This is a genomic window from Paenibacillus planticolens (assembly GCF_013141725.1).
Classification (GTDB): domain Bacteria; phylum Bacillota; class Bacilli; order Paenibacillales; family NBRC-103111; genus Paenibacillus_E; species Paenibacillus_E planticolens.
Genome location: NZ_WHNZ01000045.1, coordinates 163,772 through 177,556, shown reverse-complemented (window position 1 = coordinate 177,556; position 13,785 = coordinate 163,772). Strand labels below are relative to the sequence as shown.

The 13,785-nt window shown below is 51.0% G+C and carries 11 protein-coding genes and 1 riboswitch; of the genes, 8 read left to right on the top strand and 3 right to left on the bottom strand.

Features of this window, described 5'->3' with window-relative positions; translation table 11 throughout:
- Positions 1 to 63 precede the first annotated feature (63 nt).
- Positions 64 to 163, bottom strand: a riboswitch (purine riboswitch).
- 14 nt (positions 164 to 177) lie between these two features.
- Complete coding sequence (locus GC097_RS21950; RefSeq protein ID WP_171685430.1) at positions 178 to 2,265, bottom strand: multicopper oxidase family protein; 2,088 nt, start codon at positions 2,263 to 2,265, stop codon at positions 178 to 180.
- Positions 2,266 to 2,449: 184 nt separating this feature from the next.
- On the opposite strand from GC097_RS21950, the gene GC097_RS21945 reads away from it, so the two are divergent.
- The 4 genes from GC097_RS21945 (at position 2,450) to GC097_RS21930 (ending at position 4,883) form a co-directional block, all read left to right on the top strand.
- Positions 2,450 to 2,614 carry an HU family DNA-binding protein gene (locus GC097_RS21945; protein ID WP_171685429.1) on the top strand — a complete coding sequence of 55 codons (165 nt, stop codon included), beginning with the start codon at positions 2,450 to 2,452 and terminating at the stop codon, positions 2,612 to 2,614.
- A gap of 236 nt (positions 2,615 to 2,850) precedes the next feature.
- A complete protein-coding gene (locus GC097_RS21940; protein WP_079415431.1) occupies positions 2,851 to 3,051 on the top strand; it encodes a cold-shock protein in 201 nt (66 codons plus the stop codon).
- A gap of 95 nt (positions 3,052 to 3,146) precedes the next feature.
- Complete coding sequence (locus GC097_RS21935; RefSeq protein WP_171685428.1) at positions 3,147 to 3,374, top strand: cold-shock protein; 228 nt, start codon at positions 3,147 to 3,149, stop codon at positions 3,372 to 3,374.
- Positions 3,375 to 3,476: 102 nt separating this feature from the next.
- A complete protein-coding gene (locus GC097_RS21930) occupies positions 3,477 to 4,883 on the top strand; it encodes a M23 family metallopeptidase (RefSeq protein ID WP_312875717.1) in 1,407 nt (468 codons plus the stop codon).
- Between the two features lie 69 nt (positions 4,884 to 4,952).
- Here the strand turns inward: GC097_RS21930 and GC097_RS21925 are convergent, their stop codons facing one another.
- A complete protein-coding gene (locus tag GC097_RS21925) occupies positions 4,953 to 5,987 on the bottom strand; it encodes a potassium channel family protein (RefSeq protein ID WP_171685427.1) in 1,035 nt (344 codons plus the stop codon).
- A gap of 61 nt (positions 5,988 to 6,048) precedes the next feature.
- Between GC097_RS21925 and GC097_RS21920 the strand changes: the two genes are divergently transcribed.
- Positions 6,049 to 8,391 carry an ATP-dependent DNA helicase gene (locus GC097_RS21920; RefSeq protein ID WP_216625850.1) on the top strand — a complete coding sequence of 781 codons (2,343 nt, stop codon included), beginning with the start codon at positions 6,049 to 6,051 and terminating at the stop codon, positions 8,389 to 8,391.
- A gap of 491 nt (positions 8,392 to 8,882) precedes the next feature.
- Here the strand turns inward: GC097_RS21920 and GC097_RS21915 are convergent, their stop codons facing one another.
- Entirely contained in the window at positions 8,883 to 10,046 is a 1,164-nt protein-coding gene (locus GC097_RS21915; RefSeq protein WP_171685426.1) for an iron-containing alcohol dehydrogenase, read from the bottom strand.
- Between the two features lie 280 nt (positions 10,047 to 10,326).
- Here GC097_RS21915 and GC097_RS35050 point away from each other — a divergent pair, with 280 nt between their 5' ends.
- The 3 genes from GC097_RS35050 to GC097_RS21900 all read left to right on the top strand — a co-directional run bounded on the left by GC097_RS35050 (position 10,327) and on the right by GC097_RS21900 (position 13,739).
- Positions 10,327 to 11,292 (top strand): GGDEF domain-containing protein, encoded by a 966-nt coding sequence (locus GC097_RS35050; protein ID WP_171685425.1) that lies wholly within the window; start codon positions 10,327 to 10,329, stop codon positions 11,290 to 11,292.
- A gap of 66 nt (positions 11,293 to 11,358) precedes the next feature.
- Positions 11,359 to 11,754 (top strand): VOC family protein, encoded by a 396-nt coding sequence (locus GC097_RS21905; protein WP_171685424.1) that lies wholly within the window; start codon positions 11,359 to 11,361, stop codon positions 11,752 to 11,754.
- A 158-nt stretch (positions 11,755 to 11,912) separates the two neighbouring features.
- Positions 11,913 to 13,739, top strand: a complete 1,827-nt coding sequence (locus GC097_RS21900; RefSeq protein ID WP_171685423.1) for an ABC transporter ATP-binding protein — start codon at positions 11,913 to 11,915, stop codon at positions 13,737 to 13,739.
- Positions 13,740 to 13,785: the final 46 nt, after the last annotated feature.

Sequence of the window (13,785 nt, the reverse complement as noted above, 5' to 3'; positions counted from 1 at the left end):
ACCTCCTGCTTCTTTATTATTATATGAAGCTGGGAACGCAAAAAAACTAGCCATGAAAAATATGCAAAGGCGCACATTTTTCGTAGCTAGAAATTTACGGTTTCTAAGTAGAGACCCTTAATCCGATTATTAAGGTTATACGAAAGAGTGTATTCGGTTTTTGTTGTTCCTGCTTTCCTATAGCGTAAACGGATTTCTCTCGTTTGTCAACAATATGTTATATAAAGTGACACAAACCCTACATGCCCTCCCTCTTTTTACTGGATCTATCCATAATCCCGGATTATCGGCGACGAAGGCGACCTCATACGTCTCACCAGGCTGGACGTCCAGCGTATCCGACCACCAAGGGCTCCCGGTTGAAGGTTTGCCGTTGCGCGACAGGACAAGCACATGATGCCCTTGCAAGTGCATCGGATACGCGACATCCCCGCGGTTCAGGATGGTCGTTTTGACAAGATCCCCTTCCTTCATCATAAACATCGGTGTATCCGGAAATACTTCCCCGTTCAATGTGTAGAGGAAACCGAAGTTGCGGTTAAAAATGCCGAGTTTATTATCCAAAATTAAAGTAAACTCCCTGTCAAAGCGGCTGTGAGCGTTAAAAGCGGTTGCCGCTGGGCTTCCGTAAGTTAAGGGATTAAAGGGAACGGTCTGCCCAATCTCCGGAAGGTCCCCGCTGCCATCGGAGGACATTAGAATGCCGCCGTTGCCATTCTCTCCTATATGAAGGTATACGGGACGCTCCGGCATCACGAAGGTAATATCGTAACGGCCGCCGGTAGGCACGACCACGCGGGTATTGGTCAACACATCCGGTTTATTCAGATCCCTTCCGTCAATGGCCGCCACTTCGAAATGCGTACCAACGAGCGTATAGGTTTGATTCACCCAATCGTCCGTGTTAATCAACCGCATACGGACAGGCGTTCCTGGGGCGATCGTCATGCATTCGAGTTGGTCGGATGCGCCGATTGCTATCGCAGCGCCCTGCCAACGATGCGTCATGACGGTGATGTCTTTCACCGGCTGTAAAGGTTCCGTTTTTGGCTCCACGATCAGCACCCCGAAAAGTCCCATACTGACGGCCTCGCGGGAGTCCTGGTGCGAATGGTACCAGAATGTGCCGGCCTGTTCGGCGCGGAAGCGGTACGTATACGATTCGCCGGGCATGACCGCATGTTGCGTGGCTCCGGCAACGCCGTCCTCTGCGTTCGGCACATCCAGACCATGCCAATCCGCCGTAACGCCCTGCTCGATATCTTGGTTGAGGAGCGTAACCTCGATCAGCTCTCCCTCTTTCATGCGGAGCTCCGGGCCGGGAATTTGCCCGTTGTATGTCCAGGCATCGACGGTTTTGCCAGAGCTCAGCGTGACGGTTTTCTTCTGAGCGGTCAGTGTGAAACGACGATCGGGCGTCCCTTTGCGCAGACCTGTCAGGTCGGCGACAGAGATTATTTGGCTCGGGGAGCTGGCCGCCTCTGCCATCGCGCTGTGGTTATGCAGGCTCATGTCGATGAGCGTCCCGCCATAATCATGCGTTCCGCTTGCCATGTCAATTTCGGCTGGCAGCTCGCTTTTGTCCATTGCATACGTAAAGAGGTAATAGCCTGATGCCCCCAGCACAGCGAATACAGTGAGCATGGCTAAGCTGCGTTTCCAAAAGGCAGGAGCTGCATAAGTTTCCATCTTGCTTACTTGCTGGAAGCGAATCCGGTGTCTTAACCAAAGTCCTGCCGTTGCCAGTACGAAGACCGCTAGCGGAACGGAAATATCGAGCCATTTGAAAGGCAGCGCCGGAACTAAGGCGAAATAAAACGAAGTCAAAGCGGCTAGCGCCATCATTTGAAAAGGAAGGATGAGTCCGGGACTGGCGGCTCTCTGATGCACACTAGCATCCGTGGGGATTACTGCATCGCTTTCTTCTGGCATTGGCTTTGTAAGTGCGCGCAGTTTGAACAGTTTAGGCACAGATACAAGCCAGATGATTAGCAGAGGCAGAAGGACCAGCGGAGCTTGAATAAGCACATGATCGATCCAAAAGGCAGGGGACATCGTTTGCTGCATCCAAGCAATAGCGCCTAGAATAGCAGCGGCCGGAATGACAGGAAACCATGACCAGAACAGCAGTTTGCGTGTTTTGCGGTGCATGCGTTCGATAGTGCGGCTATAAAGCAGTCGGGAAGCTTTGACGCTCCCGATCCAAGTGAAAATGACGAGCAGCAAAGATGCTAACAATATGGTTTCAATACTTATGCTGTACAAAATGAAAACCCTCCTAAGTGCTTACGATACATTCAGTATAGAGTCCATAGTTTAAGCGGCAAACGGTCCCGGGACTAAGTACGTACCTAGACTAAAGTTGGGGTAGTTTTACCTGAATAACCCGCCTGCTGTTTGCAGATAATGAATCCTGTTGTAATTTCTATTTGAAGAGGAGAGGGCTCATATGAAGCATATCGTTCGAGATCATGTTGCTAAAGAAGCGGGTATATCGGAATTCCAAGCCGAAAAAGCCGTCGATGCTGTCGTTGATTATTTCAAGACGAGGCTTAACGTAGAAGTTAACAATGAAATACAAGGCGTCTTATTTGGCGAGGATCGCCATGAATAACTCCCGCAAGGGAGTTTTTTATTAACTTGTGGGAAAGCGATTTCATCAGCATGTAAGAATTGGAAATAGTTTGCGTTTTCAAATGCGATATGTTATGATGAATCCAATCGACAAAAAGAACCTGAATTCACATATTGTAAAGGGTTTTCATTTTTGTTAGTGAACCTTTTGCAATGTGTGAATTTTTTCTCTTTGAAGAATAAAAAACATGTTAATAATTTTTGGAGGTATTTCTCATGGCTACTGGTACAGTAAAATGGTTTAACGCAGAAAAAGGTTTCGGTTTCATCGAAGTTGAAGGCGGCAACGATGTATTCGTTCACTTCTCCGCTATTCAAGGCGACGGCTTCAAAACTTTGGATGAAGGCCAACAAGTTGAGTTCAGCGTTGTTCAAGGCAACCGCGGACCACAAGCAGAAAACGTTGTAAAACTGTAATATAATTTAAAAGACTGCCTTTACTTGTGTAATGGCAGTCTTTTTCAATTTAGCTATTGAAGTGTAACTTAAGTAAAACGCTGAGGAGGTTCATCATGTATTCCAGAAAAAAGTCCTTTGAAGAGATGCCTCTAGAAAATGTGACGATATGGTCTTGTGAACAAGAAGGCTGTAAAGGCTGGATGCGAGATAATTTTACATTCGATCACGTTCCGACTTGTCACTTGTGTCAGTCCACCATGGTTCGAAGCGTCAAGTTACTTCCTTTAGTTAATAACACGAGCAGTGATCAGAAAACGCTCAAAAAAGGCGTGCAAATATAGTAGAACAAAAGCCCGGAGACACTGCTGTCTTCGGTTTTTTTATGTTATTATGGAGTCGTATTGGAAGACTAGCCCATCGCAAGCGAGGGAGGAATAGATGCTGTGAAATCAAAAAAACGCCGCTGGCCGCTCTTGGTTGGCGCATGTCTGCTCGCGGCTTGTGCTGTGGTAGCAATAGGCAAATCTCCGTTCGGTTCCTTCTCTTCATGGAAGGCTGTGAAAGATATGCCGGCCGCAGCAACACCGGCGCCGACGCCTCCGCCCAGAGAGGCCTTAGAGTTCCGCATGGTGGATCTGGACCATGGCTGGGTGAAGTATGCCGACGGTGTCGCTGCCACGGAAGATGGCGGAGGCCAGTGGCAGCCTGCGACAGGTGACGCAGCGGCTGCCGAAACAGCGGTTGATAGCTCTATAGCGGAGCTTTTAAGTTTAGAGCCGGTTGCGGAAGGCGGGGTCGGTTCGTCTGGTTCCAGCCCTATGCCGACAGTTACTTTAGGAGCTGCAACGTTTCCAGTGAAGCAAACGCAGTTCCTGACGCCCCGTATTGGCTGGGCGCTGCCCGCGAGCAGCAAGGATGCGAAGAATCCGCTGCTCGTTACCGCAGACGGGGGACAGACTTGGGTGGATGGTATGACCCCGGAGGTCAAGGAAGCCATCCTCAAAGAGAAGAGCCATTTACAGCAGCTTGCCAAGGAAAGGGAACTTTACGCTACGAAGGAAGCGGCCAAAGGGATCATGAGCGCCAAATGGAAGCTCGTGCCGGAAAGCGCGGCACCCGGAGATGCGGTGCTTGTGCGCTCCGCTGAGCCAGGGACCATTACCTGGCTGAACAAAACGTACACGCTCCAGCCATACGGAGCGGGGTATTTCACCTACTTGCCGATTTCGATGAGTGCGAAGCCGGGCAAGTATCCGATCGGCGATCAGACGCTGACCATCGTGCCGAAGAAGTTCGAAACCCAGTATCTGAAGGTCACGTCTGAGATGGAGAGCATGAAGCAGGATACGGCGCGGATTGCAGCCGATCAGAAGAAGATCGATCTGGCGCGCAGCAAGTCCGAGCCGGAGTTTCTGTTCAGCGGGCCATTCGTGAAGCCCATCGAGGGGATTTTGACGACGCCGTATGGGTACACCCGTTATGTTAACGGGAAGTACGATAGCGCGCATATGGCGGTAGATTTGGCCGCGAAGGAAGGCACGCCGATCAAAGCGACCAATGATGGGGTCGTGGCGCTGGCCGAGAGCCTGTATTTGACCGGAAATTCCATCTATCTTGATCATGGGATGGGGCTTTTTTCGCAGTATGCGCATCTTTCCGAACTGCGTGTGAAAACCGGTGACCGGGTGAAGCAAGGGGACATCATCGGTCTCGTCGGTACGACCGGTTTTTCGACCGGACCTCATCTGCATTTCACTTTTTGGGCGCATAATGTGCAGGTCAACCCGGATTTATTTTGGAATACGACACCGTTTCGTTGGGTTCAGCCTCCGGCACAGCCTAAGGGATAGCTTTTTAAGGACAAAGGGTAAGGATAAAGGACACCATTTCTCTCTGAGAGAGTTTGGTGCCCTTTTTCGTTATTTTAGCGCGGAAATTCGCTCGAAGGTCTCCACGTCACAGATCACGAAAAGCTGCGCTTCCTCGGGAATGAGCTGATCCAGCTTGCGGTTGATATTCAGTTGGTCGCGGTCGGAAATGAGTGTCGCCCCCTCAAGAAGCAGCTGCTCAAACGCGTCGCGGTAGGTGTGCCAAGCGCTCCTTTTGCCAAGCACATGAAGATTGCTTCTGGACTGTCTGGTCAAGAGCTGCGACACAATCCGGGACGATCCCGGTGAGAAGGCCGACCGAACGGCAAGCTGCGAAATGGTTTCGGAGCCGAGGATAAATTCGTTCACATTGACATGCTGGAAATTTTGCAAATTATCGCTGTTCTTAATCTCGACGATGGAGTTGACATTGCGGTAATTGCGCTCGATGGTCGTGGCGACAAGCAGTGTTTTGCCATCGACGAAGGAGGGGTCGCGCAGCATAGTCTTGTCTTGGGTGATCTCATCGGCAAAAATAAAAACGGAGCGGGCTTTCTCCATATTCGCCATTTCCAAAGTCTCGATATGAGTGGGATTGCCGCGAATATAGTGGACCCTGTTATGTACGACCGGTGTTCTCTCGAGGATATCGATCAGTACGATCTCTGTTGTCGTGTCGGTGTGCAAAATTTCTTGGATCGCCAGCTCGGCATTTTTGCTCCAAACAATGATGACGAAATGCTGCTCGCCCTGATATCTCAATTTGCCCGCTTCCTTTCGCTGTCTGTATACGAATAGTGAGTCAATGACTTTACTGATCGTGACCGAAATAAGACCGATTCCGAAAATGTAAAGAAAAATGCCGAGGCATTTGCCCGCCACTGTTTTGGGCGTGTAATCCCCGTACCCCGTGGTGGTCACGGTTGCCATCACCCACCAGAGCCCGTTGAAGACGCTGCCGAACGTATCTTTCTCCAGGAGATAAGCGCCGGTGGCGGACAGCAGGATAAAAAGAAAAGCTAGACTATAGATGAACTTGTTGTTCATCCGCAGCAGTTTAAGGAAGATTTTGCTGAAATAAAACATAGGGGCTCCTTTCCGGGAAAAGTAGATATTGGGTCCCGCTGCATGCTACAATAAAGAACAAATGTTCTGGAACGGAGAAGGACGAATAGCCGCAACAATTAACATTTCCGTACGGTCCCTGGTGGAATATGTGTTTCGCAGCGGAAGTATCGAGTCCGGCTTTCGGACAAGCACTGCGCTGATTGAAGGCACCAAAGCGCATCAAAAACTGCAGAAGCAATACGGCGAGTCGGATCAGCATGAAGTATATGTTTCCGCTGAGATTGCCTATCGAGAGCTCCTTTTCGTCATTGACGGGCGGTGCGACGGCCTACTTCAAGATACGGACGGCGGCCCGATGACGGTGGACGAGATCAAATCAACTTCGTCGGATATTGGCGAGATTGAGGAGAATGCCTACCCCGTCCATTGGGCGCAAGCGATGTGCTATGCCTATATGGTAGCCAAAGATCGAGGTCTTCATCAGATGCGCGTTCAACTTACTTATATGCAGGTCGAGACGGAAGCTACGCGCCGATTTGTGCGGGAAGTCTCGCTTGGCGAGCTGGAGCGGTTCGTACATAACGTAGTAGAGGGTTATTACCCCTATGCGCAGGCGAGGTACGAGCATGAACAGCGGAGGAATCGCAGCATCAAGGAGCTGCCTTTTCCGTTTCCGGCGTACAGGGAAGGGCAGCGAAAGCTTGCCGGGGCTGTGTACAAAACGATTGGCGAAGGGCGCAAGCTGTTCGCCAAAGCGCCGACCGGTATCGGGAAGACGATGTCGACCCTTTTTCCATCGGTCAAAGCGATCGGCGAGGAGCTGCTGCAGCGGATTTTTTATTTGACGGCCAAGACGATTACCCGCACGGCAGCGGAGGAGGCGTATGCGCTCCTTCAGGAACAGGGGCTTCGCATGCATGTCGTGACCATAACGGCGAAGGACAAAGTATGCTTGAAAGAGGAAGTCCGCTGCTCGAAGGAGCATTGTGAATTTGCTGACGGCTATTATGATCGGATTAACGACGCCGTGCTTGATCTTCTTGAATCGGAGACGATTATGACACGTACGGTGATTGAGGCGTATGCGCGGAAGCATCGGGTTTGTCCTTTTGAATTTTCACTGGATGTCGCGTATGCTGCAGATGCGGTAATTTGTGACTACAACTATATTTTTGATCCTCGTGTCAATTTAAAACGACTGTTTGAGGAACAGAAGCGGCATACCACATTGCTCGTGGATGAAGCTCATAATTTGATTGACCGGTCGAGGGAGATGTACAGCAGCACACTCTCCAAGTCCGGGTTTCTCGCTCTGCAGCGGGAGTTTAAGGGTGTTCGCGCAGATGTGCATGATGCGGCTAAGGCTATTAACCAATATTTCATCACGCTGCGCAAAAGGATCGGGGAGCGCCAGATGCTGGTGGAGCCTGAGCTGCCAGAGGAGCTTTTGGCGCTGCTGGACGGCTTTCTTACAGCCGCGGAGAAAGAGCTGGCGGCAAGCGCCGGGAACTCGGCGAGCCCGCTGCTGCTGGAGACCTACTTCGAAGCGCACAATTTCGTGCGCATCGCCAAGCTGTACGATGAACGGTATACGACGCTGTTCACGTCAGACCGGAACGAGGTTAGCGTGAAACTGTTCTGCCTGGACCCTTCTCATCTGCTCCGGCAGATGGGGAAAGGCTATCGCTCGCATGTGTTCTTCTCGGCGACGCTTTCGCCGTTGTCCTATTTCATGGATACGCTGGGAGCCGGCGAGGAGGATTACTCCGTGAGCGTGCCTTCGCCTTTTGCCAAGGAGCAGCTGGAGGTTTTCGTCCAGCCGCTGTCGACGCGCTATCAGGACCGCGAGCGCAGCCGGGAGCGAATAGCCCGCTCGATTTATGACATGGCGACACGGCATGAATCGGGCAATCATCTGGTGTTTTTTCCTTCGTATGCGTATATGAGCAGTGTATATGAAGCTTTTACGGATCTTGTTAGCGAGCAGGGGGATGACGGCGGGCTGCATGTTCTAGTCCAGACGACTCAGATGTCGGAAGAGGAGCGGGAAAGCTACTTAGCTGAGTTTCAGGCTGGCCGGGCAGGAACGCTAGTTGGCTTCGCCGTGATGGGCGGTATTTTCTCGGAGGGCATTGATCTGGTGGGCGAGCGGCTCACCGGCGTCGCGGTCGTTGGCGTAGGCTTGCCGCAGCTGGGGCCGGAGCGCAACTTGATCAAGGCTTACCTCGAGGATACGGGCAAAAACGGATACGAGTACGCCTATGTCTTCCCCGGCATGAACAAGGTGCAGCAGGCCGGTGGCAGGCTGATTCGCTCCGAATCGGACCGCGGCGTGCTGCTGCTGATCGATGACCGCTATCTGCAGCCGCTTTATCAGCGGTTGCTGCCGGAGGAGTGGCGCGATTATACGGTGCTGCGGTGAACTTGTGCGAGAGGGAAGGCAGGGGTCATTTGTTCCAATGAAACTACCCCACATGTCGGGAGGGAACTACGTTCCTCTATTTGGAGCATAAGCGGCCATTTGGCAGATTAGAGGGAACTAGGATCCCTTATTTCGCCGATTTTGGCTGAAATCAGCTGTTTGTGGGTAAATAGGGCCCTGTAGTTCCCCTTTGATGGCGAAAGCTGTTGATTTGGCTCAAATAGCGCCCTGTAGTTCCCTTTTGCGATGAGGGTAAGGGAAGGGATTGGGATAGTGGAAGCGGGAGTGGACGGGACAAAGGGATACGGGAAGTTGGAGTGGAATAGAGCAGGGCAACGAGATTGGGATAGTGGGAGTGGAATTGGACGACGATGATCCATAATTGCAAAAACAAAGGGGCAATCCACAAGTAGATGAATCTACTTAAGGACAGCCCCTTTCCTATACTGGTCAGCTACTTGCACGCTGAGCCTGTAAATAGCATTATTCGTCTACAGCGACATACGGTAAATGTTAACGACATCCTCGCGAGTCAGCTTCTTAAAGTTACCGAAATCGCCGTACACCATGGCTTTATCGGCCATTAGCTCGATCGTGGAATCATCGATGTCGTAATCCGCCAACCGGCTTGGTGCGCCGATGACGTTGAAGAATCCGCGGAGCTCGGCGATACCTTCCTCGGCGACCTGACGGTCCGTTTTGCCAGTGGTCGTAACGCCAAAAACGCGCTGCGCGAACTGTTTGAACCGCGCTTCATTGGCATCAAGCGTGTAGGTCATCCAATTCGGGAATAATATCGCAAGGCCTCCGCCATGCGGGATGTCATGAACGGCCGAGACGGCATGCTCCAAATTATGCGTCGCCCAATCGCCGCGCACTCCCATGCTGAGGATTCCGTTAAGCGCCATGGTGCCGCTGTAAAGAATTGTCGCGCGATTGTCCAAATCGTTCAGATCCTGCAATAAACGAGGCGCTGTATCTATTACAGTACGCAATATAGTTTCGCAGAAGCCGTCTTGAATAGGCGTGTTGGCGCCATGATGGAAGTATTGCTCGAACACGTGAGACATGATGTCCACCATACCATAAACGGTTTGATTTTCAGGCAATGAAGTTGTGTGCGCAGGATCTAGGATCGAAAATTTTGGATAGGAGAAGGGGCTGCCCCAACCGAGTTTCTCTTTGGTTTCCCAGTTCGTAATGACGGAACCGGAGTTCATTTCCGAGCCGGTTGCGGCAATGGTGAGCACAGTGCCTAGCGGCAGTGCGTCTTTAGCTGCAGCTTTGCGCTTAACGATATCCCAGAAGTCGCCATCGTATTTGGCACCGACGGCAATCGCTTTGGCACAATCGATGACGCTGCCTCCGCCAACGGCGAGGATCAAGTCGATGTGCTGTGTGCGGCATAAGTCAACGCCACGATGAACCGTCGTAAGTCTTGGGTTAGGTTCGACGCCGCCCAGCTCGACAATCGAAGCATCGATACTCTTCAGCAGGTGAACAACCTGGGTGTAGATGCCGTTCTGCTTAATGCTGCCGCCGCCGTATACAAGCAGCACGTTTTTACCGTATTTGGGTACCTCCGCCGTTAATTTCTCGAGCTGCCCCTGACCGAAATGCAGCGTGGTTGGATTATAAAAAGTAAAAGTGTTCATCGAAATACCTCCTTAAGAATCATCTGACGCTATATCTTGCTCTTTTATTGTATAGAAAGCAACTGGAAAAAACAAAAATCAGCACCCCAAAAAGGCACCGGGTCAGTCCCTGCTTTTAGGAAAGGCGCACATAGATTGCTTGAAGAAGGAGTTCCTAGGACCACTCTAGAAACTCTGATGAGATAGATTCCATTTTCAGGGAAGTGATTGCAACGTGTTAACTACTCGAAGGTCTGATCATATTTTGGAGATCGCTTATAGTTGTGTACGGTGGTTTTTTGTGCCGGCATCAACCATTCTATTCCTGAAATACTATCATCATGCGACGCGTGATCTGATCCTTTTCTGCATGCTGTTCGTCTTTGGGGTTATTTATATGAGCATTACAGAATTTGTTCTCCATCGCAGCCCGATTCAATCAATGATCTACCGCTATGTCACGAGAATTGGCGTGTTCATGGATTACGTGGCTTTTATTATGCTTATTTCATTGACAGGGGGCACGAACAGCCCGCTGTATCCGATTGCCTATCTCCTCCTCCTGCACGCTTCGCTCTACTGGAGCTTCACAGGTGCAATGGTGGCAACGTGCATGGTAATTATCGGTTATATCGGCGTGGTGCTTTTGGTGGATGGCGGTTTTATGGCGGAGGAGCTGCCGCGGCATTTGTTTAATTTTGCTTTCACGATTATGATGGGCGTGATTGGCGGCATCATTGTGGCGCGGGAAAGGAAACATTTTGTAGAGAAAGGAATCTTCGAGAATTTAGCTAAAAAAGACTATCTCACAGGGCTCTACAATCACCGCAGCTTTCAAGAACAAATCAGGGAAACGATTACGAATAAGCGGTATTTTACCCTCATTATGGGGGATATCGATTATTTCAAGAAAGTAAATGACCGATACGGTCATCAGGTCGGGGACTCGGTGCTGCGAACGATCGGAAGCTTGTTTGACTCCGTCATTCCCAGAGCCCATGGCAGTGCTTTCCGCTATGGCGGCGAAGAATTTGCCGTCATTTTGTATACCGAGGACCGGCTTCTGGCGGGCGAGCTGATGCAGCAATTCAGAGAGAAGCTGAAGGCGCTGGAATTCGGTTCGGAAGATGAGAAGTTTCATGTTACGATGAGCTTTGGAGCTACGATTCGCGTGAAGGACCAAAGAACGGCGGAGCTCGTGGCTGCTGCGGATGCACTGTTGTATACAGCCAAGGAGCAGGGCAGAGACCGCTTAGTATGGGGGTAGCCTTATTTATGCAGGAGAAAATAGCAAGATAAATTCGGTATCGACTAAACCTTAGGAGGAATTCACATGGCAACGTTAACACCTTATTTGTATAGCAGCAGTGCAAGGAAACAAGCGGACTTTTATGTAAAAGCGCTCGGCGGGGAAATCGTCAGCCTGCGTACGTTCGCGGATATGCCGGGAGCCGACGAGTCGATGAACGATCGCGTGATGCATCTGGAGCTTCATGCTCTTGGTCTGCGCTTTTTCATGGCGGATGCAGGTACGGAGACGGTGGATCGGGGCCGCGGCATGGATTTGACGTTGGAATTCCAAAGTGAAGAGGAAGCCCGCCAGATTTTCGCAGGATTATCCGATGGCGGTAAAGTCATGATGCCGTTCGAGCGCATGTTCTGGGGAACGATGTTCGGCCGCCTGGAAGATCCGTTTGGCGTGGTTTGGCAGATTTCAACTGAGGCTTAGTTGCATCGCATGTTATGAAGCCCTCTACATCTGCGGACCGATTCGAGTCTGTTTATATTCCGTTTAAAATACAAGTGTATGATTCTTTTGCAAAGAGATACTGAAAAGATCATTCACAAGACGGATGAACATCCGATCGGGTAAAGGAGTAGAGATATATGGCATCTGTAAGAAAACAAGCGACTGAGGGCGCGGGCAACTGGCGAGGGTTCGTCCGCTTGCTGATGCAGGCGAATCCGCCAAAGCTGTTGCTAAGTATAGCGCTAGGGTTAAGCATTATTTCAACGTTGGTAGGTCTGGTAATTCCGCTGTTTACAAAAAATGTCGTAGACAGCTTTTCCATCGATGCATTGAATTGGATGCAGATTACCGGGATGGCGATCGCCTTTGTAGGTTCGGCTGTAGCATCGGGTATTTCCGTGTATTTATTGAACTACGCGGGGCAAAGTGTGGTAGCCAGCATTCGGGATCGCCTATGGAAAAAGCTGCTGGTGCTGCCGGTCGGCTATTATGATAATCACCAGACGGGGGATACGATCTCCCGGATGACGAACGATACGGCGGTTATTAAAGGGCTTATCGCAGAGCATACGTCAGGATTCGTTACGGGCGTCATTTCGATTATAGGTTCAGTAGCGGTTCTTCTGTATATGGATTGGAAAATGACGCTCATCATGTTCAGCGTATTCCCGCTGGCGTTCCTCATCTTATTCCCATTGGGACGGCAAATGTTCAAAATCTCTAAGGGCATGCAGGCGGAGACCGCAAGCTTTACATCTGTGCTGAATCGCGTCCTGTCGGAGATCCGCTTGGTGAAAGCAGCCAACGCGGAGCCGGTCGAGTACCAGGAAGGCAGCTCGGGGATTCAAAAACTGTTTAAGTTCGGGCTGCGCGAAGGCAAAATTCAAGCATTAATGGCGCCGCTTGTTACGTTTGTTATGCTCATGTTGTTTGTTGTCTTGTTCGGCTACGGTGGGATGCGGGTCGCTTCAGGCGCGATATCCGCAGGTCAGCTAGTGGCTTTCATGCTCTATTTATTTCAAATTGTGATGCCGATTACGCAAATTACCCAGTTTTTCAATCAAGCGCAGAAAGCGATGGGAGCGACGGACACGATCCTCAATGTGCTCGATTACGAAGAGGAGAATCCGCATGCAGGCGTGCCCGTAGCGAACGCTTCACAGTCGATCGTTTTCGATCGGGTGACTTATGGCTACAAAGCAGGGGAATCTGTCCTGAAAAATGTCAGCTTTACGATGGAAGCGGGCAAAGTGACGGCCATTGTCGGTCCGAGCGGAAGCGGGAAGACGACAACGTTCTCGCTGTTGGAGAGGTTCTACGCGCCTCAGAAGGGTTCCATCACTTTAGGTGCGGATGCCATCGATCAGTTCTCGCTCATTTCCTGGCGGAATCAGATCGGGTATGTTTCACAGGAGAGTCCGCTGATTGCAGGCACGATCCGGGATAATATTTGTTACGGGCTGCAGCGTGAGGTGACGCTGGAGGAGTTGCAGCGGGCTTCGCAGATGGCGTATGCCGACACCTTTATTGAGGAGCTGCCGCAGAAGTATGAGACGGAAGTCGGCGAGCGCGGCATCAAGCTGTCCGGCGGACAGCGGCAGCGGATTGCGATTGCGCGTGCTTTGCTGCGAGATCCGAAAATTTTGATGCTGGACGAAGCGACATCGAGTCTGGACAGCAAGTCCGAGGTTGTTGTGCAGCAAGCGCTGCAAAACCTTATGCAGGGCCGGACGACGCTGGTCATCGCACATCGCTTGTCGACGGTTGTCGATGCTGACCAGATCATCTTCCTGGACAAAGGCGTCGTGACAGGAAGCGGTACGCATCAGGAGCTGCTGGAGTCGCACGACATGTACCGCGAGTTTGCTACGCAGCAGCTTCAACTGCAGGAGCAATTGTCTGCTGATTCGGGTATTGTGCAGGTGGAGGGTCTGCCTCCTGCGGAGGTTTCTACCCATTCGTGAAATTCCATTGGAGTAGGATAGAACCTGCTGGGGCAAGCAAAAAAGG

Bases quoted from the DNA above. Each gene is read 5' to 3' on its own strand.
- GC097_RS21945 (WP_171685429.1), top strand. From the start codon at position 2,450: ATGAAGCATATCGTTCGAGATCATGTTGCTAAAGAAGCGGGTATATCG.
- GC097_RS21940 (WP_079415431.1), top strand. From the start codon at position 2,851: ATGGCTACTGGTACAGTAAAATGGTTTAACGCAGAAAAAGGTTTCGGT.
- GC097_RS21935 (WP_171685428.1), top strand. From the start codon at position 3,147: ATGTATTCCAGAAAAAAGTCCTTTGAAGAGATGCCTCTAGAAAATGTG.
- GC097_RS21925 (WP_171685427.1), bottom strand. From the start codon at position 5,987: ATGTTTTATTTCAGCAAAATCTTCCTTAAACTGCTGCGGATGAACAAC.
- GC097_RS21920 (WP_216625850.1), top strand. From the start codon at position 6,049: ATGTTCTGGAACGGAGAAGGACGAATAGCCGCAACAATTAACATTTCC.
- GC097_RS21915 (WP_171685426.1), bottom strand. From the start codon at position 10,046: ATGAACACTTTTACTTTTTATAATCCAACCACGCTGCATTTCGGTCAG.
- GC097_RS21905 (WP_171685424.1), top strand. From the start codon at position 11,359: ATGGCAACGTTAACACCTTATTTGTATAGCAGCAGTGCAAGGAAACAA.
- GC097_RS21900 (WP_171685423.1), top strand. From the start codon at position 11,913: ATGGCATCTGTAAGAAAACAAGCGACTGAGGGCGCGGGCAACTGGCGA.